The 24,235-nt window shown below is 63.2% G+C and carries 18 protein-coding genes; 16 read left to right on the top strand and 2 right to left on the bottom strand.

The window, feature by feature from the left end:
- Positions 1-20: 20 nt before the first annotated feature.
- The gene (locus tag AC07VG_RS24655; protein ID WP_495002567.1) at positions 21-956 is read right to left on the bottom strand and encodes a polyprenyl synthetase family protein; all 936 of its coding nucleotides are present in this window, start codon (positions 954-956) and stop codon (positions 21-23) included.
- An 11-nt stretch (positions 957-967) separates the two neighbouring features.
- Positions 968-1,534 carry an isopentenyl-diphosphate Delta-isomerase gene (idi, locus tag AC07VG_RS24650; RefSeq protein WP_495002568.1) on the bottom strand — a complete coding sequence of 189 codons (567 nt, stop codon included), beginning with the start codon at positions 1,532-1,534 and terminating at the stop codon, positions 968-970.
- Between the two features lie 471 nt (positions 1,535-2,005).
- Between idi and AC07VG_RS24645 the strand changes: the two genes are divergently transcribed.
- From AC07VG_RS24645 to AC07VG_RS24570, 16 genes are all read left to right on the top strand, one after another.
- Positions 2,006-3,013 carry an efflux RND transporter periplasmic adaptor subunit gene (locus tag AC07VG_RS24645; protein ID WP_495002617.1) on the top strand — a complete coding sequence of 336 codons (1,008 nt, stop codon included), beginning with the start codon at positions 2,006-2,008 and terminating at the stop codon, positions 3,011-3,013.
- Positions 3,014-3,090: 77 nt separating this feature from the next.
- Positions 3,091-6,156, top strand: a complete 3,066-nt coding sequence (locus tag AC07VG_RS24640) for an efflux RND transporter permease subunit (RefSeq protein ID WP_495002569.1) — start codon at positions 3,091-3,093, stop codon at positions 6,154-6,156.
- Between the two features lie 5 nt (positions 6,157-6,161).
- Positions 6,162-9,281, top strand: coding sequence for an efflux RND transporter permease subunit (locus tag AC07VG_RS24635; RefSeq protein ID WP_495002618.1), 3,120 nt, complete (start codon positions 6,162-6,164; stop codon positions 9,279-9,281).
- A gap of 3 nt (positions 9,282-9,284) precedes the next feature.
- Entirely contained in the window at positions 9,285-10,733 is a 1,449-nt protein-coding gene (locus tag AC07VG_RS24630; protein WP_495002570.1) for an efflux transporter outer membrane subunit, read from the top strand.
- 183 nt (positions 10,734-10,916) lie between these two features.
- Positions 10,917-11,963 (top strand): phytoene/squalene synthase family protein, encoded by a 1,047-nt coding sequence (locus AC07VG_RS24625; RefSeq protein WP_495002571.1) that lies wholly within the window; start codon positions 10,917-10,919, stop codon positions 11,961-11,963.
- A 65-nt stretch (positions 11,964-12,028) separates the two neighbouring features.
- The gene (locus AC07VG_RS24620) at positions 12,029-13,231 is read left to right on the top strand and encodes a DUF3142 domain-containing protein (RefSeq protein WP_495002572.1); all 1,203 of its coding nucleotides are present in this window, start codon (positions 12,029-12,031) and stop codon (positions 13,229-13,231) included.
- Positions 13,218-15,377, top strand: coding sequence for a hypothetical protein (locus tag AC07VG_RS24615; protein ID WP_495022035.1), 2,160 nt, complete (start codon positions 13,218-13,220; stop codon positions 15,375-15,377). Before AC07VG_RS24620 ends, AC07VG_RS24615 begins: the two co-directional genes overlap by 14 nt.
- 111 nt (positions 15,378-15,488) lie before the next feature.
- The gene (locus AC07VG_RS24610; protein WP_495002574.1) at positions 15,489-15,719 is read left to right on the top strand and encodes a DUF465 domain-containing protein; all 231 of its coding nucleotides are present in this window, start codon (positions 15,489-15,491) and stop codon (positions 15,717-15,719) included.
- Positions 15,720-15,790: 71 nt separating this feature from the next.
- Positions 15,791-16,828 (top strand): purine-nucleoside phosphorylase, encoded by a 1,038-nt coding sequence (locus AC07VG_RS24605; protein WP_495002575.1) that lies wholly within the window; start codon positions 15,791-15,793, stop codon positions 16,826-16,828.
- 62 nt (positions 16,829-16,890) lie between these two features.
- Complete coding sequence (locus tag AC07VG_RS24600) at positions 16,891-17,613, top strand: alpha/beta hydrolase (protein WP_495002576.1); 723 nt, start codon at positions 16,891-16,893, stop codon at positions 17,611-17,613.
- Between the two features lie 263 nt (positions 17,614-17,876).
- Entirely contained in the window at positions 17,877-18,545 is a 669-nt protein-coding gene (locus tag AC07VG_RS24595) for a GntR family transcriptional regulator (RefSeq protein WP_495002577.1), read from the top strand.
- Between the two features lie 73 nt (positions 18,546-18,618).
- Complete coding sequence (locus tag AC07VG_RS24590; protein WP_495022034.1) at positions 18,619-19,425, top strand: ABC transporter substrate-binding protein; 807 nt, start codon at positions 18,619-18,621, stop codon at positions 19,423-19,425.
- 12 nt (positions 19,426-19,437) lie between these two features.
- Complete coding sequence (locus AC07VG_RS24585; RefSeq protein ID WP_495022033.1) at positions 19,438-20,214, top strand: amino acid ABC transporter permease; 777 nt, start codon at positions 19,438-19,440, stop codon at positions 20,212-20,214.
- A gap of 2 nt (positions 20,215-20,216) precedes the next feature.
- A complete protein-coding gene (locus tag AC07VG_RS24580; RefSeq protein ID WP_495022032.1) occupies positions 20,217-20,996 on the top strand; it encodes an amino acid ABC transporter ATP-binding protein in 780 nt (259 codons plus the stop codon).
- Between the two features lie 30 nt (positions 20,997-21,026).
- Complete coding sequence (locus AC07VG_RS24575; RefSeq protein WP_495022031.1) at positions 21,027-22,637, top strand: gamma-glutamyltransferase family protein; 1,611 nt, start codon at positions 21,027-21,029, stop codon at positions 22,635-22,637.
- A 121-nt stretch (positions 22,638-22,758) separates the two neighbouring features.
- Positions 22,759-24,057: a chloride channel protein gene (locus AC07VG_RS24570; RefSeq protein WP_495022030.1), complete on the top strand. Its 1,299-nt coding sequence runs from the start codon at positions 22,759-22,761 to the stop codon at positions 24,055-24,057.
- Positions 24,058-24,235 lie beyond the last annotated feature (178 nt).

The following is a 24,235-nucleotide window of genomic DNA, read 5'->3' as shown; positions in this document are numbered from 1 at the left end:
GCCGGGCTCCTCTGTGTGTCTCAGTGCAAGCGGTTGACGATCAGGTCAGCCAGGTCATGCAGATAGGTCGCGCGGCCGTCGAAGTTCGCCAAGGCGGCATGAGCTTGTTCATTCAGTTGCCGGGCCAGGTGGCGCGACGGCTCCAGGCCAAGCAGCGAGACGTAGGTCGGTTTTCGAGCGCGGGCATCCTTGCCGGCGGTTTTGCCCAGCATCGTCGAGTCCTGGGTGACGTCGAGAATGTCATCGACAACCTGGAACGCCAGGCCGATGGCCGCCGCGTAGCGATCCAGCTCATCGCGGTTCGGCGGGGCCGCCTGGGCGCAGAGCGCGCCCATGCGTAACGCGGCCTGGATCAGTGCACCGGTCTTCAGTTGATGCATATGCTCCAGGGTAGCTCTGTCGATCGAGAGGCCCGAATGGCTCAGGTCAAGCATCTGTCCGCCGCACATGCCTTGCGCGCCGATCGCTCGGGCCAGTTCTGCCATCAACAGCGCCTGCCGGCTGGTGGGCAGCGGTGTGTGTCGCAAGGTCGTGAACGCCTGCGCCAGCAGCGCGGTTCCCGTCAGGATGGCGGTGGCCTCATCGAATTTGACGTGCACGGTGGCACGCCCGCGGCGCAGGTTATCGTCGTCCATGGCCGGCAGATCGTCATGAACCAATGAATTGACGTGGACCATTTCCAAGGCCGCGCCAACAATATCCAAGGTCTGTGGTGCGGCTCCGAGGGCTATGCCGCTGGCCTGGCACAACAACGGGCGCAGGCGCTTTCCGCCGTTCAATACGGCGTAGCGCATGGCTTCATGCAGGCGCGATGCGGGGGCTCCCTGGGGTGGCAATTCATCTTCGAGTCGACGTTCGATTCGCCCCAGTACCGCGTGTCTCCAATCGCCAAAGGTGGGCAGGGCATTCTCGGTTGGCAACAAGGTCGCCAACGCATCGTGCGCGTTCAGTGTCATGACGTTGATCTCTAGAGGGCCAGATGACCGGTCGAGGACGCCTTGAGCGCCATGTCTTGCCAGGCGCGCAAACCTGCGAGGGTGTAGATGTCGAAGATCTTTCGGAACCAGACTGTGTACTTTTCCGGTTCAGCGGCGATGCATCCGGGAATATCGGACAGCGGCAGCCATTCCCAGGCCAGGGCTTCATCGGGATTGGCAATTGGTGGGGTGTCGCTGGTGCCGACGAACAGATGATCGAACTCATGCTCGATCAGCGCGTTCGAAACCTGTTCCCGATAGAGCAGGGAGGCGACCTTTTTCAGCGGGCAGGTCAGGCCCATTTCTTCGAACAGGCGTCGTTGTGCAGCGGCATGGGTCTGTTCGCCCAGGCGCGGGTGGCCACAACAGGTGTTGGTCCACAGACCTTGGGAGTGGTATTTACCGAGGGCGCGTTGTTGCAGCAACAAACGGCCCTGCTCGTCGAAGATGAAGATCGAGAAAGCCCGATGCCGCAGGCCTTGTTGATGGATGAGCAGCTTTTGCGCACTGCCGGTTTCGCAATCGTCCTCATCTACCAAAATGAGGGTTTCTTCCATGACTCGGACTCCGTGGTGTCGTTGTCACTGGACAACACTGCAGACCAGAATACGTTGAGGGGAGCTCAGATTTTCTTGAGTGAGATTGCTAGACAATAGATCGCGTTTGCGCAATCGCAAGGCGGGCCGGGCATTTTGTCCTGGCCGTTCGTCGCAAGTTGGCGAGCGTGGCTGATCGGCTCCGGGTGAGCCGTTGCGCGATACGCAGGTTTATTAACTGACAAGAGTTTCACGATCGGTGTCGGCCGCAGAAAGCTCAGGTTCAGGTTCCGGGGCGCAACCTCCATAGCAGACTAACCTTCAGTGCACAGGGCCAGTGGCCGCTGCCGGTGCGGAAGCGGACCCAGGGGGCGATGAGTGAAGCACAGCAAGGGAACACGAATTCTGCTGGTGGTCGTGGTGCTGGGGCTCCTGGTAGGTGGCTGGGCGCTTTATCAGCACGTGAACACACCCAAGGGCAAACCGCCCTCGATGGGCGATCCGGTGACGGCCGTCGCCGTCAAGTTGATGGATGTGCCGGTGTATATCGATGCTTTGGGCACGGTGACGCCAACCCGTAGCGTGACCGTGGTCAGCCAGGTCTCCGGCATCCTGTCCTCGGTGGACTTCAAGGAAGGGCAACGGGTCAGCAAGGGCCAGGTGGTGGCGCGTATCGATGACCGGGCGCTCAAGGCCCAGTTGGCTCAGGCCAGGGGCGTGCTGGCTCATGACCAGGCGGTGCTGGTCAATGCCCAGCGCGACCTCGCGCGTTTTCGCGAATTGATCAAGATCGGCTCGGTCAGCCAACAGACCCTCGATACCCAGGTTGCCACAGTGCAAGAGCAACTGGGCACGGTGGCGGCGGATGATGGTGCGGTGCAGAACCTGCAGGTACAGGTGGGGTATTGCACCATCACCTCTCCGGTGGATGGCATTGTCGGGCTGCGCCTGGTGGACCCCGGCAACTTCGTGAACGCGGGCAGCACCACGGGTATCGCGCTGATCACCCAGATGAACCCGGCCACGGTGGTGTTTGCGGTGCCGGAGGATGATCTCGACGCCATCGACCAGGCCATGGCCAAGGGCGCGGTCGATGTCCTGGCCTATGACCGCAACAAGCATAACCTGCTGGCCAGCGGCACCTTGCTGGCTCTGGACAACCAGGTCGATACCAGCACCGGCACGGTGCGGGTCAAGGCGCAATTCAATGCCGCCGGCAACGCGCTGTTCCCCAATCAGTTCGTCAATGCCCGGCTCAAGGCCGACACCTTGCAGCAGGTCGCGGTGGTGCCGACCCTGGCAATCCAGCACGGCAGCAAGGGCGATTTCGTGTTCGTGGTGCAAGGCAATAAAGCCAGCCTGCGCACTATCAAGAGCGGGCCGGTCAGCGCTGACCTGACGGCGGTGCTGGAGGAGGGCGTGAAAGTCGGTGAACAGGTGATTACCGAAGGGGCCGACAAACTGGACAACGGCTCTGCGGTGAAGGTGGTCAGTCAGTGAGTTCAACAATGTCTCAGACACTCTATTTGTGGCGGTTCGGCGTTCCGACAAGCCCGATCGCCACAGGGTGATCGCTCATGAATATCTCCAGACCCTTTATCGAGCGCCCCATCGCCACCACGCTGCTGATGGTCGCGGTGTTCCTGCTGGGGCTGCTGGGCTACCACTTTCTGTCGGTTTCGGCCCTGCCCGAAGTCGATTACCCGACCATCCAGGTCTTCACCCAATACCCCGGTGCCAGCCCGGAGGTGATCAGTTCCTCGATCACCGCGCCGTTGGAGCGCCAGTTCGGCGAAATGCCCGGTCTCAAGTCGATGGGGTCCACCAGTTCCAATGGTGCTTCCGTTATCACCTTGCAATTCGACTTGTCACTGTCGCTGGATATCGCTGAACAGGAAGTGCAGGCCTCGATCAATGCCGCCGGCACCTTCCTGCCGGCGAATCTGCCGTACCCACCGGTCTACAGCAAGGTCAATCCGGCCGATGCGCCGGTCCTGACGCTGTCGCTGACTTCCGATGTACTGCCGCTGACCAAGATCGAGGACCTGGCCGATACCCGCCTGGCACAGAAGATCTCGCAGATTTCCGGGGTTGGGCTGGTCACCATCAGCGGCGGCCAGCGTCCGGCGGTGCGGATTGAAACCAACACCTCGGCGCTCAACAGCATGGGCCTGTCGCTGGAGGATGTGCGCAGCGCCCTGGGCGCGGCCAACGTCAACCAGGCCAAGGGCAATATCGACGGCAAGTTCCAGGCGTTTTCCATCGGCGCCAACGATCAGTTGCAATCGGCCGAGGAATACCGCGACCTGGTGATCGCCTACAAAAACGGTGCGCCGATCCGCCTGGCGCAGATCGCCAGCTCGATCCAGGGCGCGGAAAATCCCCGGCAGGCGGCCTGGACCAACGACACGCCGTCGATCGTGCTGAATATCCAGCGCCAGCCGGGGGCGAACGTGATCCAGGTGGTCGACCGGGTCCAGCAACTGCTGCCCAAGCTGCGCGCCAGCTTGCCGGGGACCCTGAAGGTCAGCGTGCTGACCGACCGCACCCAGACCATTCGCGCCTCGGTCACCGACGTCCAGTACGAACTGGCGGTGGCGGTGCTGCTGGTGGTGCTGGTGATCTTCCTGTTCCTGCGCAATGTACCGGCCACGGTGATTCCGGCCGTCACCGTGCCGCTGAGCCTGATCGGTACCCTGGCGGTGGCCTACGCCCTGGGCTTTTCCCTGAACAACCTGACGCTGATGGCGTTGACCATTGCCATCGGTTTTGTGGTCGATGATGCCATTGTCATGATCGAAAACATCACCCGCTACCTGGAGGCGGGCGATACGCCGTTGCAGGCCGCGCTCAAGGGCTCGGCGCAGATCGGTTTCACCATCATCTCGCTGTCGGTGGCGCTGATCGCGGTGATGATCCCGCTGTTGTTCATGGGCGATGTGGTCGGCCGGCTGTTTCGCGAGTTCGCCATGACGGTGGCGGTGACCATCGTGATTTCGGCGATCATTTCCCTGACCCTGACACCGATGATGTGTTCGCGCATGCTGCGCAACGATCCCGGGGAGCGCCGTCCGGACTTTTTCGACCGGATCAACAGCTATTACGTCCGCGGCCTGGACTGGGTGCTGGTGCACCGTACCCTGACGCTGATCTCCATCGTCTTTACCGCCTTGCTGACCCTGTTCACCATTGTGATCATGCCCAAGGGCTTTTTCCCCGAACAGGACACCGGGCTGATCCAGGGTATTTCCCAGGGGTCGCCCACCGTGTCGTTCCAGCAGATGGCGCTGCAACAGCAGAAGCTCGCCGAACGCATCCTCAAGGATCCGGCGGTGGCCAGCCTGTCGTCCTTCGTCGGTATCGACCAGACCAACCCGACCATCAACCAGGGCAATCTGCTGATCAACCTCAAGGAGCGCGGCCAGCGTGACAGTGCGGCGGCGGTGATTCGTCGGCTGTCGGACGCCAATGCCGATGATTCCGGGGTGCGCCTGTACCTGCACAGCGTGCAGGACCTGACCCTCGACGCGACAATCTCGACCACCAGCTACCGCCTCGGCTTGCAGGCCACCGACCCGCAGGTCCTGGAAGAGTGGACGACCAAGTTGCTCTCGGCCATCGGCAAGGACCCGCTGTTCAGCGATGTGCAAAGCCAGGCGATGCAGTTCGGCAATCAGATCCAGATCAACATCGACCGTGCCACCGCTTCCCGGCTCGGCGTGACGCCCCAGGCCATCGATAACGTGCTGTACGACGCCTTTGGTCAGCGCCAGGTGTCGACCATCTACACCCAGCTCAACCAGTATCACGTGGTGATGGCCACCGACCGGCCGCCGCGCAATATCGCCGATCTGCTGACCGGGCTCTATGTCACCACCGGCAGCGGCACGGTGACGTCCCTGGCGAGCATGGCGACCCAGCAGGTGATCCGTACGCCCATCACCATCAACCGGCTGGGCCAGTTCCCCTATGCCGACATTTCCTTCAACCTGGCCCCTGGCCAGACCCTGGGCGCGGCGGTGACGCGTCTGGATCAGATTGAAAAAGACCTCGGCCTGCCGCTGACGGTGCAGGCCAACCTGGAGGGTGCCGCCGCGACCTTCCAATCCTCGTTGTCGAACCAGATATTCCTGGTGGTGGCTGCGATTGTCGTGGTCTACCTGATGCTCGGGATTCTCTACGAGAGCTTCGTGCACCCGGTGACCATCCTCTCGACCTTGCTCTCGGCGGCCCTCGGCGCTTTGCTGGCGTTGCTGGTCACCGGCACCCAGTTCGATATCATCGGCCTGATCGGCATTGTGCTGTTGATCGGCATCGTCATGAAGAACGGCATCATGATGGTCGACTTCGCCCTGGAGTTGCAGCGCAAGGACGGACTCGACCCGGTGGCGGCGATTCGCAAGGCCGCGGAGCTGCGTTTCCGGCCAATCCTGATGACCTCCATGGCCTCGCTGTTCGGCGCGGTGCCGTTGGCGTTGGGCACCGGCATTGGCTCGGAGCTGCGTCATCCGCTGGGTATCGCGATCATCGGCGGGTTGTTGCTCAGCCAGTTGCTGACACTGTTTTCCACACCGGTGATTTTCCTCGCGATGAACCAGCTCGAAGGTCGTTTCGGCACGCGTCAAACCGAGACTGAGGGCTGATGCCGATGAACATCAGCGCACCGTTTATCCAGCGCCCGATTGCAACCTTCCTGCTGGCGGTCGGCCTGGCCCTGTTCGGCTGGCTGGCGTTCCTGTTGTTGCCGGTGGCGCCATTACCGCAAGTCGACTTCCCGACCATCAGCGTGCGCGCCTCGTTGCCGGGCGCCAATCCGGAAACCGTCGCCACCTCGGTGGCCACGCCGCTGGAACGACAGTTCGGGCAAATCGCCGGGGTGACCCAGATGACCTCGTCGAGCAACCTGGGCTCGACCCGCATCAATCTGCAATTCGACCTGAGCCGCAATATCGACGGCGCCGCCCGCGATGTCCAGGCCGCGATCAACGCTGCCCGCAGCAGCCTGCCCAGCGATCTGTCGGGGAATCCGACCTACCGCAAGGTCAACCCGGCGGATTCGCCGATCATGATCATCAGCCTGACCTCCGACAGCGCCACGCCGGGTCAGATGTATGACGTGGCTTCGACCTTGCTGGAGCAGAAACTGCTGCAAACCCGTGGGGTTGGCGATGTCACCGTTGGCGGTGGCGCGTTGCCGGCGGTACGCATCGAACTCAACCCGGACCGCCTCAACCATTACGGTGTCAGCCTGGAGCAGGTTCGCGCGGCGATCGGCTCCTCAAACGCCAACCTGCCCAAAGGCGCGTTGTCCATCGGCGATCGCTCCTACGGCATCGGCGCCAACGACATGCTGTTCAAGCCCGAGGATTACGCGCCACTGGTGGTCAAGCAGAACAACGGTGACGTGGTGCATATCGCCGACCTGGGTTACGTCCGCGAGGATGTCGAGGACCTGCGTAACTTCGGCCTCTCCAATGGTCGGCCGGCGGTGCTGCTGGTGGTGTTCAAGCAGCCGGGGGCCAACGTCATCGAGACGGTGGATGCGGTCAAGGCCTCGTTGCCGTTCCTGCAGAACTCGATCCCGGCCTCGATCAAGCTCAATATCCTGCTCGACCGCACCACCACCATCCGCGCGTCGTTGCACGATGTGGAAGTCTCCCTGCTGGCGTCGATTCTCCTGGTGACCCTGGTGACCTTCGGTTTCTTCCGCGACTGGCGCAGCACCCTGGTGCCGGCCATCGTCGTGCCGCTGTCGTTGCTCGGTACCTTTGGCACCATGTATTTCCTCGGTTACAGCCTGAACAACCTGTCGCTGATGGCGCTGACCATTTCCACCGGTTTCGTGGTGGACGATGCGATCGTTATCGTGGAAAACATCATGCGCCACCTGGAGCGCGGCGAGAGCCGCCTGCAGGCGGCACTGACCGGGGCGCGGGAAGTCGGCTTCACGGTGCTGAGCATCAGTGTGTCGCTGATCGCGGTGTTCATCCCCTTGCTGATGATGGGCGGTATCGTCGGGCGCCTGTTCCGCGAATTCTCCATCACGCTGTCGGTGGCGATCCTGATCTCGATGCTGATCTCCCTGACCGTGACCCCGATGCTGTCCAGCATCCTGCTGCGGCCGAGCCAGGCGACGGGTGCCGATCACGAGTACCCGGACTCGAGTTTCCATCGGTTCTATGACCGTACCCTGGTCTGGGTCGTCGAGCATTCGGCCCTGATGGGGCTATTGACCGTGCTGGTCATTATCCTCGCCGGCGTGCTCTATGTGCTGGTGCCCAAGGGCTTCTTTCCCCAGGAGGACACCGGGCGGCTGCAGGGCAGCATCATCGCCCCGCAAAGTATTTCCTATGCGGCGATGCAGGAGGCGTTCAGCAAGATCAACCAGACCGTGTCGAAGAACCCGAATGTGCAGACCGTCGGTGGTTTTATCGGCGGCGGTGGCGGTGGCGGCGGGGCGATCAACAGCGGCCAGTTGTTTATTGCACTCAAGCCGATCGGCGAGCGCAAGGACAGCGCCGACCAGGTGATCGCCCAGGTGCGCAAGGCCCTCGGTGACCTGCCGGGGACCCGGCTGTACCTGCAATCGGCCCAGGACATCACCGTCGGCGGGCGGCAGAGCGGGGCGCAATACCAGTACACCCTGACCGCCGATGACCAGGATACCCTGGATGAATGGGTGCCCAAGGTCGTCGCCGTGCTGCACACCTTGCCGCAGCTGGCCGATATCAACACCGACCAGCAGGACAACAGCCTGCTGGCCAATATCAGCATCAATCGCGATAGCGCCGCGCGCCTGGGGGTCGTTATCGGCAATATCGACCAGACCCTCTACGACGCGTTCGGCCAACGCCAGGTCTCGACCATCTACAGGTCGGCCAACCAATACCATGTGGTGATGGAAGTGGCGCCGCCGTACTGGACCGATCCGCAGACCCTCAAGTCGATCTATGTCCCCACCGGGCCGCTGAGTTCCAGCCAGACGGCAAGCACCGCAACGCTGCCGGCCAGTGGCCGGACACTGGTGCCGCTGGCGGCGCTGTCGGATACCGGCATTCAGCGCACGGCGATTTCCATTGCCCACCAGGGCACCTTTCCGGCGGTGACGGCCTCGTTCAACCTGGCGCCGGGTATTGCCATCGGCCAGGCCACGGTGCTGGTGGAAGACGCCGTGACCCAGTTGCGCATGCCGGCCAGCGTGGTCGGGCAATTCGCCGGCACGGCCCAGGTGTTCCAGTCGTCGGTGGCCAGCGAGCCGCTGCTGATCGTTGCCGCGCTGCTGTCGGTGTATATCGTGCTGGGCATGCTCTACGAGAACCTGATGCACCCGCTGACGATCCTCTCGACCCTGCCGTCGGCCGGTGTTGGGGCCCTGATCGCCTTGTTGCTGACCGGCACCGAGCTGTCGATCATTGCCCTGGTGGGGGTGATCCTGCTGATCGGGATCGTCAAGAAGAACGCCATCATGATGATCGACTTCGCCATTACCGAGCGGGTCCAGCACGGGCGCAGCGCCCGCGAGGCGATTCACCGGGCCTGCCTGATCCGCTTCCGGCCGATCATGATGACCACCCTGGCGGCCATGCTCGGGGCCTTGCCGCTGGTCCTGGGCAGTGGCTACGGTTCGGAGTTGCGCCGGCCGCTGGGGATTTCCATTATCGGTGGGTTGCTGCTCAGCCAATTGCTGACGCTGTACACCACGCCGGTTATCTATCTGTGGCTGGACAGCGCTTCCGAGCGACTGCGTCGGCGCGGCAAGGAGTCTTGAACAATGATGATGGGTCAACGCGCGCCCTGGCTGGTCCTGCTATTCAGCTTGAGCATGAGCGGCTGCCTGCTTGGGCCGGATTACCGGAAACCGCCGCTCGAGTTGCCGCAGGGCTTCAAGGAAGGCGCGCAATGGCAGCGAGCGGTGGCCAACCCCCAGGGCGCACTGGACAGCCAGTGGTGGCTGGATTACCACGATCCGCTCCTCAACGACCTGATGACCCGCGCAGCCAAGGCCAATCAGTCGATTGTCGCTGCCGAGGCGGCTTACCGGCTGGCGCAGGCGCAGGTCGCTTCCAGCCGGGCCGGGCTCTGGCCGACGGTGTCCGCCGGATTGTCCGGTTCCCGCGGGGTGCTCAAGAGCAGCAGCGGCAGTACCTCAAACACTTCAAGTACCTCGGGTAGCCGGGTCGAGCAGAGTGTCAGCGCTACCCTTGGCGCCAGTTGGGAGCCGGACCTGTGGGGCCTGGTCCGCCGTGGCATCGAGTCCAGCCAGGCCTCGGCCCAGGCCTCCGATGCGTTGTTGGCCGGGGTCCGCCTGTCCATCGGTGGCAGTGTCGCCAGCAATTACTTCGGCGTCCGCCAACTGGATATGGATATCCGCTTGCTGGAGCAGCAACAGCGCATCAACCAGCAATTGCTGGACATGATCCAGACCGAATACACCCAGGGCACCGCGTCCAACGATCAGTTGCTGGTGGCCCAGGACCAATTGACCAGCGTGGTGGCCGCCTTGCAGACCTCACAGCGTTCGCGTGAGCAATTCGAGCATGCCCTGGCGGTGCTGGTGGGCGTGGCGCCGGCGCAGTTCAGCCTGGCGCCGCTCGACAGTTTTGCCTTCAACCTGCCGGCCACCCCGCTGAGTCTGCCGTCGGGGTTGTTGCAACGGCGTCCGGACGTAGTCGCCGCCGAGCGTTCGGTGGCCGCGGCCAATGCGAAAATCGGCGTCGCCAAGGCGGCGTTCTATCCCAATCTCGACCTGACGGCCCAGGTCGGCTACACCGGCAGCGCACTGGGCGGCCTGTTCTCGTTGCCGAACCGGATCTGGAGCGTTGGCCCGGCGCTGGCCGAAACCCTGTTCGACGGTGGTGCGCGCACGGCGGCGGTCAAGGCGGCCGAAGCCAGCTATGACGAGGAAGTCGCCAACTATCGCGGCACGGTGCTCGGTGCCTTGCAGAACGTCGAAGACAATCTCTCGGCGCTCAATCACCTGCAAACCCAGGCCCAGGCCTACCAGCAGATCTACCAGCGCAACCAGCAACTGTTCGGCAGCCAGCAGGCTCAGCAAAAGGCTGGGACGGTCAGCCTGCAGGGCGTGTTGACCCAGCAACTGATCCTGTTGCAGACCGAGCAGAGCCTGCGTGACACCCAGGGCCAACTGACCCAGGGCAGTGTGGCGTTGATCCAGAGCCTTGGCGGCGGCTGGCAGGGGGGCAATTTGACCGGCAAGTGAGGCGTCGCGGGCTGTCGGTTTGGCTCTCAGGCAGCAACGCCAGCGACGGTCGCGATGAATATTTTCTGCTGTGGGCGCCGGCTCGTTATAACAATCGGTTGCAAGACGGTATCTTGTCGCTGCTTTCCAGCCTTTAAGATGCACGCGCCCCAAGCGATTTTCTTTTATTCAACGAGCCTGACCATGCCCTTTAGCCACACAGCCGGAGCATTGGCACCGCAGAGCGCCCTCGGTTATCAGGAGGCGATTTTCCCTCAGGTGTCTCGTTCTTTTGCCCTCACCATCCCGCAATTGCCGGCGCCGTTGAACACCGCCATGACCACCGCCTATCTGCTCTGTCGGATCGCCGACACCATTGAAGACGAGCCGGCGCTGTCGATTGCCGACAAACAGCGGTATGAAGCGGCCTATATCCAGGCGGTCCGTGGTGAGATCGATGCCCAACCGTTCTGCGCTGAGCTGACCCTCTTGCTTTCCGAGGCCAGTTCGCCGGCGGAGCGGGCGTTGTTGAGCCAGTTGCCACGGGTACTGGAGGTCTTTCGGACACTCGACAATCCCCAGCAGACGGCCATTGTGCAGTGCCTGACGGTGATGTGCCCCGGCATGAGTGACTTCCAGCGTGTCGCCGGTTTACAGGGGTTGGCGACCTTGGCTGAGCTCAAACGCTACTGTTACTGCGTCGCCGGTGTGGTCGGCGAAATGTTCACCGACTTGTTCGTCGACTTCGCGCCGGAACTGGCGGTTCATCAGGAACGGATGTCGGCACTGGCGGTGTCGTTTGGCGAGGGCTTGCAACTGACCAATATCCTCAAGGACCAATGGGAGGATCGTCGGCGTGGTGTTTGCTGGTTGCCACAGGACCTGTTTGCGCGACATGGCGTGTGCTTGCTGTCATTGCAGGCGAGTACGCAGCCTGGCTATGCGCAGGCGCTGACGGAACTGATCGGCATCGCCCACGCCCATCTACGCCGGGCCTTTGATTACACACTGCTGATTGCGCCCGAGCATCCCGGTTTGAGGTTCTTCTGTTTGTACTCCATTGGCCTGGCGATCCTGACCCTGCGCAACCTGCATCGACGTGTCGGCTTTCAAGCCGGGTCACAGGTGAAGGTGCCACGTGGGCTGGCCACGGCGACGTTCACCACGCTGCGTTCGTTGAGTGCCCACGACGCCGGCTTGCGGGTGCTGTTCGAGCGGGCGGCGGGTTCGCTGCCATTGGCGAGTCTCTGAAACGGCTGTGCTGGTTGAGGTAAGATGCCGGCGAAACAGGTCCGTCGCGTTCACTAAAGGCTCGTATGTCCGTGATTTCTTCTGCCCGCAGGCTGGTTTCCCTTGGCCTGCTCTTGCTGTTCAGCGGCTGCCAGCCGCAACCGCCAGCGGCCCTCGACCAACAGCTCTACATCTGGCAGCGCCAGTGGCGGCCGGCCCATGAACAGGCCCTGGCTCAGAGCCGGGCGGATTTCTCGACCTTGCGGGTGCTGGCCCTCCAGGCCCAGCCCAAGGCCGGGTGGAGCAGGGCGCGGGTGGACCTGGTGCAGCTCAAGGCCGATGGTCGCCCGGTGATTGCGGTGATCCGCCTCGATGGCCAGCTTCCGGCCCTGGATCTGGACCTGGCGCGCACGCAGATCTTGAAGCTGCTGGCTGATTGGCAAGTGGGCGGTGTGATGCCAGTCGGGTTGGAAATCGACTATGACAGCGGCAGCGCCCGGCTACCGGGCTATACCGATTTCCTGGTCAAGCTGCGTGGCCTGTTGCCGCCTACCTTGAAACTGAGCATCACGGCATTGCCGGCCTGGCTAGACAGTCCGCAGCTGCCGGCCTTGTTGCAGGCGGTCGACAGCAGCGTGTTGCAGGTGCATGCGGTGAGCAACCCGAGGCTCGGGCTGTTCAACCCAGGACAAGCCAGGGACTGGGCCGAACGTTGGGGCCGCATCAGCGACAAAGCGTTTTACCTGGCGCTGCCGGCCTATGGCGTCGCCTTGCTGCCGGACGATCAGGGCGGCCCGGTGGTCGAAAGCGAAGTGGTGCTGAAGCGTGGCGGTGAGCGCCGCGAGCTGCTGGCCGACCCGCAACAACTGGCGACCCTGGCCCAACAACTGCGGGCCAAACCGCCGGCGCACCTGGCCGGGCTGATCTGGTTTCGCCTGCCGCTGCCCGGTGACCGCCGCGCCTGGAGCCTGACGACCTTGCGCGCGGTGGCCCGTGGCGAGACGCTCTCAAGTCAATGGCAGATTGAACTGTCGGCCGACGACGGTCGCTACGACATACGCTTGGGCAATGCCGGCAATCTCGACCGGCCGCTACCGGCACGGGTGGAGTTGAACGCCGAGCAGTGTGATGGCGTCGACGGGCTCAATGGCTATACCTTGCAGCAAACCCCGAAGCAGCTCATTTTTACCCGCCAGTCCAGCGCGCGCATCGCCGCTGGCGGTCAACGTGCGCTCGGCTGGGCGCGCTGTACCCGAATCGATCAAGGAGCTTGGAATGTCTACCCGTAACTGGCCTCGGCACCTGCTGTGCCTGTCCCTCAGTCTGCCGCTCCCGGCACTGGCCTGCGGTCCGGACTTCCCCCTGCGCCTGCTGGATGATCGTGCCCAGTCCCTGGCCGATCTGCCGGAAACCAACTTCGCCTTTGAGGTCAATCGTCTCGGCGAAGCCATTGCCGGCCTGAAACCGGCGACCGAAGCCACCCTGACGCCCTATTGGGACAGCGACGACAACAGCAAACCCTATCGCGAGCAACGCGACAAGGTGGAGGCCAGCGAGCTGCCGGAAAACCTGCGGGCCGAGGTGACGCGCCTACGCAGCCTGCCGGACCCGCAGCAGGTCGAAACCCAGGGCGCGAGCCTGCCGGCCGAACTGCGCTTGTATATCGCCGGTGCCGTTGCCTTCCAGGCCGGTGATGCGCAGCGGGCGGCGGAATATTTCCGCCAGGTCCTGGCCTTGCCGGCCGACCAGCGCAAGTTGCGCAGCACCTGGGCCGCGTATTCGCTGGGGCGGGCGTTGATCGCCCTTGGCGCCCAGGCCGAAGCGGGTGTCGACACCCCGGCGGACAACGCCGCGCCAGTCGTCACCAGCACTGAGTTACAAGCCCAGGCCCGGCTTGCGTTCCAGCAGACGCGGGCGCTGAGCGCGGGGGATTTCAGCGATCCCCTGGAACTGGGCGTTGCCAGCCTTGGCGAAGAAGCCCTGCTGGCCAGGTTCGACAATGACTGGAACACGGCCATCGCGCTATACGCCAGCCAGAGCCGGTTGGGTTCCAACAGCGGTTACACCTCGCTCAAGCAGATCGCCGGCGAGTTGGCGCGGTTACCGGATAACGAATTGAGCGTCTTGCTCAAGGAGAAAAACGTCCAGGCGTTGTTGACCGCTTATGTGTTGAGCCGGGTCGGCTGGTTCTTCGATGAGCAGCCTGAGGAGCAGCAGCGCCTGTCCAAGGTCTTGCTGGCCAGTGTCGCTGGTAGCCTGGACAACGCTGATCGCCTGGCGGCCCTGAGTTACCAGAAGGCTGACTACGCGGGGGCCAAGGCTTTTCTCGAACACGCCGGTGATGGCGGCCTGGCGTGGTGGGTGCGGGCCAAGCTGGCGTTGCGCGACGGCGACAAGGTGCAGGCCGCGGCCGCTTATGCCAAGGCGGCCCAGGCGTTTCCCAAGGACGAAGTCTGGGGGCCGCGGCGTACGCCGGACTGGAGCTTCGAAAGCATCCAGCCCGGTTGCCGGGTCCAGGCTGAAAGCGCGATCCTGGCGCTGGACCGTGGCGACTACCTGCAAGCGTTCGACCAGCTTTACCGCAGCCAGGGCCTCTATTGGATGGATGCCGCGACCGTGGCCGAGCGGGTGCTGACGCTCGACGAACTGAAAGCCTATGTCGATGCCCATGTGCCTGCGCTGACGCCCAAACCCGAGGACAAGGACAGCTACGTTCGACGCCCGGAGCTGCGTGAACTGCTGGGCCGGCGCCTGTTGCGCGAAGGGCGCTACGATGAAGCGCCGGGGTATTTCGACAACCCCGAATTAAAGGCCACGGCGCGGGATTATGGCCGCGACCGCCAGCAGGCCGTGTCGCGTTGGACCGCCACCGGGCGTGCCGAAGCGTTGTTTGCCGCCGCTACCCTGGCGCGCAAATCGGGCATGGAAATCCTCGGCTACGAGATGGCGCCGGATTACCGCTCCCTGGACGGTTACTACAGCCTGGGCGCGCCCCCGATGCAGCCGGCACCGTTTCTCGAAACCGCGGAAATCCAACGGCAGCAGGCTTCCGCGGCCAAGCCCGACCGGCGTTATCACTATCGCTGGGTCGCCGCGGACCTGGCCAATCAGGCCGCCGACCAGTTGCCCCACAGCAGTCAGGCCTTTGCCGCCGTGTTGTGCAAGGCGGCCGGTTGGGTTGCCGGCAGCGATGAAGAAATCCAGTATTACCAGCGTTATGTCGAGCAAGGCCCGTACGTGAGTTGGGCGACGAATTTTGGCCAGCAGTGTCAGGAACCGAACTTTGACCAGGCCAACAGGCGTTACCTGACCCAACCGTTGAATGCAGTGCGTTCGGCCTTGCGGCCCTACAAGGTGGTGCTGGTGGTTGGCGTTCTGGCGGTACTGGGCGGGTTGGCGGCGCTGTGGGTCCGTCGGCGTAAAGCGAAGCTTTGAGGCAAGGTCGGCCAGGGCGTGCTATTGCTTAGGGATGCATCGCCTTGAACCTTTCATGAAGGGGCGGCTCTGGAATTTCCTGTATTGCCCACAGAACCAAGAGGTGACGATATGCCGGTCAAGCACGATTTGCTCGCGGACCTGAAGTTGAACAAAGAGGCGCTTGCGCAGCACAGGCGCAAGGATCCCAGGCTCAACCAACTGCTTGATCAGTACGATGACATCGACAAGGAAGTGCTGGCGGCCGAGTCCGCCCAGACGGCGGATGATCCGTTGCGAACGCTGAAGGAACGGCGACTGAAAGTGAAGAACCAGATTGTCGAGCGTCTCCAGGCGCTTTGAACCGTCTGGGGGCTGGCTTGGCTGGGATTATTACGCCGGTGTCGGCTAGCCATTCGTTGATAGGAGCGTTCATGCGCGCTGTGACTCGTCATTCGCTCATCGCCGGCGTGCTGCTCGGCAGCCTGGGCGGACAGTTGGCCTGGGCCGCAGCGGCATCGCCGATCAAGCCCAAGGTCATGCTCATCACCATGTTCGCGCCGGAAGCGCAGGCCTGGATCGAGCGTCTGGCACTCAAGCATGAAGTTGCGGTGCCGGGCCTCAGCGCCGAGTACCCGAACATTCGCTGCAATGACCAGGACACCTGCCTGCTGGTGACCGGCATGGGCCAGACCAACGCGGCGGCCTCGACCCTGGCCCTGGCGTTGTCGCCGCAGTTCGACCTGCACCAGTCGTATTTCCTGATTGCCGGTATTGCCGGGATCAACCCGCACCAAGGCACCCTCGGTACGGCGGCCTGGGCCCACTACCTGGTGGAGTTCGGCACCCAGTGGGAGCTGGATTCGCGGGATGCACCGAAAGACTGGCCCAGCGGCTATATCGGCATCAACACCCGTGGCCCGAACGAAAAGCCGCCGCTGGACTACAAGACCGAAGTCTTCGAGCTCAACCCCAAGTTGCAGGCCAAGGCCTTTGCCCTGTCGCGGCAGGTGAGCTTGAGCGAAAGCAAGGAATCCGCGGCCTGGCGGGTCAAATACCCGTATGCGCCGGCCAACCAGCCTCCGCTCGTGACCCAATGCGATACCCTGGCGGGCAATACCTGGTTTTCCGGGACGCGCCTGAGTGAGCGGGCCGAGGTCTGGACCCGCTTGCTGACGGATAACCAGGGCCTCTACTGCACCACCCAGCAGGAAGACAACTCCACCTACGAAGCCTTGCTCCGCGCGAGCAAGGCCGGGCGGGTGGATATCAACCGCCTGGCGGTGGTGCGTGCCGGCTCCGATTTCGACCGACCGTATCCCGGCTATAGCGAGGTCGACAACCTGCTGAAGTACACCGACCAGGGCGGCTTTGTCCCGGCCCTGGAGAACCTGTACCGGGCGGGCAACCCGTTGGTGCAGGCGATCCTCGGTAACTGGAAAGCCTGGGAACAGGGCGTTCCCGCGAACTGAGTGGTTCGTTGGGGCGTCAATGTTAAGCTTGGCGCCCACTGATCGCCCGGAGAACACTGACCATGCTCAAACCCCTGGCCCTGGCCTTGCTGTTGGCGTTCACCGCGTCGACGGCACAGGCCGAACTGCTTGCCGATATGCCGCTGACTTACCAGGCGCAGGCCAGTGCCGATACCCGCGACCAGCCATTGGTCATCTTCCTGCACGGTTATGGCAGCAACGAGGACGATCTGTTCGGGATCAAGGACGATCTGCCGACCAACTACACCGTGCTCTCGGTGCGTGGCCGCCTGGAAGTGAAGCAGGGGGGCTACCAGTGGTTTCACCAGAAGAGCGGGGCGCCGCAGTACGACGGCGAAAGCGACGATCTGCGCCTGAGCACCGCGGCCATCAGCGACTTTATCGCCCGGGTCACCGAGAAATACCATACCCGGCCTGGCAAGGTGTTCCTGGTGGGCTTCAGCCAGGGTGCGATGATGACCTATGAGGTTGCACTGCGGCATCCCGAGTTGCTGCGCGGTATCGCCCCCCTCAGTGGCCGGCTGCTGCCGGTGCTGCGCGCCGAGCTCAAGGGCGGGCCGAAGTACGCCGGACTGCAGGTCTTTATCGGTCACGGCACCGCCGATCCGCAGGTGCCTTACGTCGGTGCGACCGAGGCCTTGGGTGTATTGCAGGGCCTGTCTATCGCGCCGCAGTTTCACTCCTATCCCGGTGTCGGACACACCATCAGCGCGCTGGAAGTCGCTGACCTGAAAAACTGGATCAGCGCTTCGTTGAAACACTGAGCGTCTTTGTCCTCGCGATGTGCCGACTGCCCCCACGTGTTGTGTAGGCGAGGTGTTACCGGGACACCATGCTTCACCTTTTTGGCGCGTTACTGCGCGCTTTTGTAGCAGTCGGCGGTCACGCCATCCCCTCCTGAAAGCGCCGGTTTCCGGCGAAAGCTCATGCCTGTCAACGCCTTGAGTTCATGCTCAGGAAACTGGCATGACTTATGCTTTTTTGTATCCATGGATAATTGGATACAAAAAGACAAAGGTGCCGACCCATGCAATTCGCCCCCGTTTACGTTGACCGTCAGCCCCAGACCGCCGAGGAGGAGGCTTATACCTTTCTGCTGGAAGCGATCTGTCGGGGTCGCTACCGCAAAGGTGAGCGGCTGGTCGCCGAGGACATCGCCAGTGAGATTGGCATGAGCCGGATGCCGGTGCGCGAGGCCTTTCGCCGCCTGGACGCCCAGGGCCTGGTGACCTTGCGGCCCAATCGCGGGGCGATTGTCAGCGGCCTGGAGTTCGACGAACTGCAGGAAGTCTTCGATATGCGCAGTGCCCTCGAAGGCCTGGCGATCCGTGTGGCCGTGCCGAGGATTGGTGAACGGCAACTGGCGGCCCTGGAGCGCATGCTCGACGGGATGGACGACTACCGCGACGACAGCGCCGAGTGGGTCAGTCGCCATCGGGCCTTCCATGAATACCTGTGCAGCCTCAGCGGCCGGCCACGGCTGATGAAGCAGATCTCGGCCCTGTATTCGCTGATCGAGGCGCCCATGCGCCTGTGGCTGCAACACAGCGAAAAGCCCTTGAGTGCCCGCCAGGAACACGCGGTGATCCTTGATGCGATTCGCCTGGGCGACGCCGCGCGGGCCGAAACCGTGGTGCGCGAACACATCGAAGGCACGGTGCCCGCGCTGATCAGCTTTCTGCAATCGGAAAAATAGAACCGGGTTCAAGCCCGGCCGTGTTTTGACTTCGAGTACTGCCCCCGTTATTGACGAACTGGAGTGTCTGGTCATGCATAAACGCCGCGTGTTGCTTGCTGCTGTATCCCTGGGGCTGCTGGTACAGGGGGTGCTCGCCGCGCCCCAGGTCCCGGAGCGATTGCAGAAGGTCGAGAAACTGACCTATTGCTCAGGGATGGATTCACCCCCGCTGGTGTCGTTCGACGAAGCTCAGAAGCCCAAGGGCCTGACCGTTGACCTGGGCCTGGAAATCGCCAAACGCCTGGGGGGCAAGAAAGTCGAGTGGCGGGTCATTCCGTTTTCCGGACTGCTCCCGGCGCTGCTGGCCCAACAGTGCGACCTGATCGTCGACCAACTGTTCGACAAGCCCGAACGGCGAGAGGTGATCGACATCGTCAACTACATGTATTCCAGTCAGTCGGTGGTGGTGCCCAAGGGCAACCCCAAACATATCAAGACCCTGGACGATCTCTCCGGGCACAAGGTGGCGGTGCTCAACGGCTCGACGATCAAGACCCTGCTCGACGCCGAGAACGACACGCTGGCCAAGACCGGCCAACCGCCGATGAAGCTGGTGGTCTATAACACCGATACCGATGCCTTCCAGGCCCTGCGTATCAGCCAGGTGGATGCCTACGGGACCACCGTGGAAACCGCCGGTTACTACGCCGCCATGGCGCCCGACCTGTTCGAGGAGGGCGTGCCGGCCTTCAGCCGGATTCTCACCGGCCTGGGGATGCGCAAGGACGATCCGCAACTGGGCAAGGCCGTGCAGCAGATCGTCAGTGATATGCGCAGCGACGGTAGCTACACCCAACTGCTGGGCAAATGGCATGTCGCCAGCGACACACTCGACTGAGGCGGGCGCTTGATGAATTTCAATTGGGCGGTGTTCTGGCAGTACCTGTTGCAGCCCAGCGGGGTGTATCTCACCGGGCTCTGGTTGACTTGCCTGATCAGTGTGCTGGCGATGTCGCTGGGCTGTGTACTGGGGTTGGCGGCGGCGTTGTTGCGCCTGTCGCGCAATCCCTTGCTGCACCTGCCGGTGCGGTTTTACGTGTGGTTGATGCGTGGCACGCCGCTGCTGGTGCAGATCGTCTTTCTCTACACCGCGCTGGCGGCCGGCGGGGTCTTCCGCTTCGAGGACTTCAACCTGTTCGGCCTGCTGGTACCGGGCAATATTCAGGCGGCAATCATTGCCCTGGGCCTGAACGAAGGTGCCTATATGGCCGAGATCATCCGCGCCGGCATCGGCGCCGTGGACAAGGGCCAGTACGAGGCCGGGCGTTCGCTGGGCATGACCTTCGGCAAGCTGATGCGGCGTATCGTCCTGCCCCAGGCCTTCCGGGTGATCGTTCCGCCGCTGGGCAACGAGTTCAACGTGATGCTCAAGAACACCACGCTGGTCAGCGTGATCGGCGTGCAGGAGTTGTTGCTGAGCACGCAGATGGTCACCTCGGCGACGTTCCGGGTGTTCGAGCTGTACCTGGTGGTGGCGATCTACTTCCTGCTGCTGACCACGCTCTGGGGCTTCTTCCAGCGCTGGCTCGAAGCACGCTTCGGTCAGTCGGACCGGCCTTCGTCACGGCCGCCGGCGTCAAGCCGGATGTTCGGTCGTAGCGCCCTTAAACTGTTGAGAGGGCGTTAAGCATGGCGCACAAGAGTGAAGAACTGATCATCGAGGCCCAGGATATTCACAAGTCCTTCGGTGACTTGCCGATCCTCAAGGGCATTTCCCTGCAAGTACGGCGCGGTGAAGTGGTGGTGCTGATCGGCGCCTCGGGGTCGGGCAAGACCACCTTCATCCGTTGCATCAACCTGCTGGAAGACATCCAGGGTGGACGCATTCGCGTCAACGGCCGGGCCATGGGTTATCGCGAGCGTGCCGACGGCAGCCTGGTGCGCGACTCCGAGCGCAATATCGCCCGCCAGCGCCGGGATATCGGCATGGTCTTCCAGCGTTTCAACCTGTTCCCGCATATGACCGCCCTGGAAAACATCATCGAAGCACCGATCCAGGTGCTCGGTGTCTCGCGGGCCGAAGCCCTGGAACAGGCCCGGGCCTTGCTCGCCCGGGTTGGCCTGGCGGACAAGGCCGGGCATTACCCGTCGATGCTCTCCGGCGGTCAGCAGCAGCGGGTGGCGATTGCCCGGGCCCTGGCGATGAAACCCCAGGCCATGTTGTTCGACGAGCCTACCAGCGCCCTGGATCCGGAAACCGTCGGCGAGGTGCTGCAGGTGATGAAGCAGTTGGCCGAGGAGGGCATGACCATGCTGGTGGTCACCCATGAGATGGGCTTTGCCCGGGAAGTCGCCGACCGGGTGGTGGTCCTCGACCAGGGCGAACTGATCGAGCAGGGCCCGCCGGAGCAGATCTTCAGTCGGCCGGCGCACCCGCGTACCCAAGCCTTTCTCAGCCGTGTGTTGTAAAACCAACCCTTGTTTGGAAGAGCCTTTGCCATGTTGAAATTTTCTGCCCACCAATACCCTTATCCGTCGCAGCGCCAGAGCGTGTTTGCCCGCCGTGGCATGGTGGCGGCCTCGCAACCCCTGGCCGCCGAAGCCGGTATCGAGATCATGCGCCAGGGCGGCAATGCCATTGACGCTGCCATCGCCACGGCGGCGGCGCTGACGGTGGTCGAGCCCACCGGCTGCGGCCTCGGCGGGGACGCCTTCGCGCTGGTCTGGTGCCAAGGCAAACTGCACGGCCTCAATGGCAACGGCCAGGCCCCGGCGGCGTTGAGCATCGACGCGGTCAAGGCGGCGGGACATGCGCAGATGCCGCTCTATGGCTGGACACCGGTGACCGTACCGGGTTGCCCGTCGGCCTGGGCCGAGTTGTCGAAACGCTTTGGCAAGCTGCCCTTTGCCGACCTGTTGCAGCCGGCCATCAGCCTGGCACGCGAGGGCTTCCCGGTATCCCCGGTCATCGCCTACAAATGGCAGCAGGCCCTGGCCGAGTTCGCTGCGCAGCGCGACGCCGTGCTCGAAGCCTGGTTCGAAACCTTCCTGATCGAGGGCCGCGCGCCCCAGGCCGGTGAGCTGTTCCGCAACCCGGCCCAGGCCCGGACCCTCGAAGAGCTGGCGGCGACGACTTGCGAAAGCCTGTATCGCGGCGAACTGGCCGCGCGCCTGGATGCCCATTCCCGCGCCACCGGCGGTTACCTGCGCAGCAGCGACCTGCAAGGTTATCGCGCGCAGTGGGTCGAACCGATCCATATCAACTACCGCGGCTATGACGTCTGGGAAATCCCCCCGAGCGGCCAGGGCCTGGTGGCACTGATGGCGTTGAAGATCCTCGAAGGCTTCCGTTTCGATCACCGCGACAGCCAACAGACCTGGCACCGCCAGTTGGAAGCCATGAAGCTGGCCTACAGTGATGGCCTGCACTACATCACCGATCCGTTGCATATGCGGATGGCGGTGGCGGACTTGCTCAGCGACGACTACAGCGCCCGGCGCCGCGGGCAGATCGGCGAGCAGGCGCAACCGCCCAAGCCTGGCGATCCCCATGCCAGCGGCACGGTGTACCTGGCCAGTGCCGATGCCGAAGGCAATATGGTCTCGTTTATCCAGAGCAACTACCACGGCTTCGGCTCCGGCGTGGTGCTGCCCGACAGCGGTATCGCCTTGCAGAACCGCGGACAGGAATTCAGCCTCGAGCCGAGCCACGCCAACTGCCTGGCACCTGGCAAGAAGACCTATCACACCATCATTCCCGGTTTTCTCAGCCAGGGCAGCGAACCCCTCGGCCCGTTCGGCGTGATGGGCGGTTACATGCAGCCGCAGGGTCATGTGCAGATGGTGATGAACCTGGTCGACTTCGGCCTCAACCCCCAGGCCGCCCTGGATGCGCCACGCTGGCAGTGGCTGGGGGAGATGAAGGTCGGCATCGAGCAGGGCGCTTCACGGGACCTGGCGACGGCCCTGGCACGGCGCGGTCACCAGGTGCAAATCGCCTGTGATCTGACCGAGTATGGGCGTGGTCAGATCATCCTGCGCGACCCGCTCAGCGGTGTGTTGTGTGGCGGTACCGAACCGCGTACCGATTCTCATATCGCTGTGTGGTAGAGGGGGATTCGACCTGCGCCGGTAACGCCGCGTCGGGATGGGCAGATTTCGTCGCAGGCGACATAATTACTTCCGACGTGCGGCCTCCGGTCGTTGTGCACCTGACCTCGTGGAGTCTCGAATGGCCTTGCTGGAACCTGCACTACCCACGGAAGTCAACGCTCGCTCCAGATTCCGCGCTTTATTCGTCCTTGCCCTGGTGGTGATCCTGACCGGTATCGGTGCCGGCCTGGGTGGCATGTTGCTGGCGATGTTGTTGCACGCGGTCCAGCACCTGGCGTATGGCTACGGACAGGACAGCCTCAGCAATCATGAAAGCTTCCTGATCGGCGTGAGCAGCGCTTCGACCTCGCGGCGGATCCTGGTCTTGATGCTCTGCGGCGTGGTGGCGGGCCTGGGCTGGTGGGCGATCTACCGGTTCGGTCGGCCATTGGTCGGCATCCGCAAAGCTGTCTCGGCCGATGCACCGACAATGCCGCCTGGGACCACCCTGTGCCATGCGCTGCTACAGATCATCACCGTTGCCCTGGGCTCACCGCTGGGCCGTGAAGTCGCACCGCGCGAGATTGGCGCCTTGCTGGGGGCCTGGTTATCGCGCAAGGCACGACTGGCCCCCGAGACCCACCGATTGCTGATTGCCTGTGGTGCGGGGGCCGGCTTGGCAGCGGTTTACAACGTGCCGTTGGGCGGTGCGGTGTTCGCCCTGGAAGGGCTGATGGTGGCCTTCAGTTGGCCGGCGGCGACCATGGCCCTGGCAACGTCAGCCATTGCCGCCGCCGTGGCTTGGGTCGGATTGGGCGCGCAGGTGCAATACGTGGTGCCGAGCCTGGCACTGACACCCGGGCTGCTGGTCTGGTCGGTGCTGGCCGGGCCGCTCTTCGGGGGCGCCGCCTATGCTTTCGTGCAGTTGACTGGCCGCGCCCGCTTGCATGCCGCCCGTGGCTGGCACCTGCCAGTGTTGTCCCTGATCAATTTCACCCTGATCGGCTGCGTGGCGGTCTATCTACCCCAGGTGTTGGGCAACGGTAAAGGGCCGGCGCAGTTGGGCTTTGACGGTGAATTGGGCCTGGGGCTGGCGGCGGCCCTGTTGCTAGCCAAGCTGCTGGTGACCTGCGGCAGCTTGCGTGCAGGGGCCGAAGGCGGGTTGCTGACGCCCGCATTGGCGATCGGGGCGTTGATGGCGATTCTGCTGGGTGGGTTATGGAGCCTGGCCTGGCCAGGTATAGCGCTGGGGGCCTTCGCCATTGTCGGCGCGGCGGCGTTCCTGGGGGCGTCCATGAGCATGCCGATCACCGCTATTGTACTGGTGGCGGAGTTCACCCGGATCGACCACGATTTCCTGGTGCCGATCATTCTCGCGGTAGTGGGGGCGGTGTGCATGAACCGATTGTGCAACAGGATCGGCACGTCGACGCATTAGATTGGGGTGGCGCTGCGATGTTCCATCTTGCATATGTGCGGCCTGTCACCTACACCTAAAATGCTCTCCGGCAACAATCTGCTTAATCGTGCCGCATTGCCGAATTCTACACGAGCTAGTCGCGCTTGAGGTTTCAAGTCTGTTCAGATGCTCCGCGTAACACAGTCAATCGAATTCT

This window comes from Pseudomonas sp. GW821-FHT03C07, from assembly GCF_059420925.1.
This window is presented reverse-complemented; position numbering and strand designations above follow the sequence as displayed.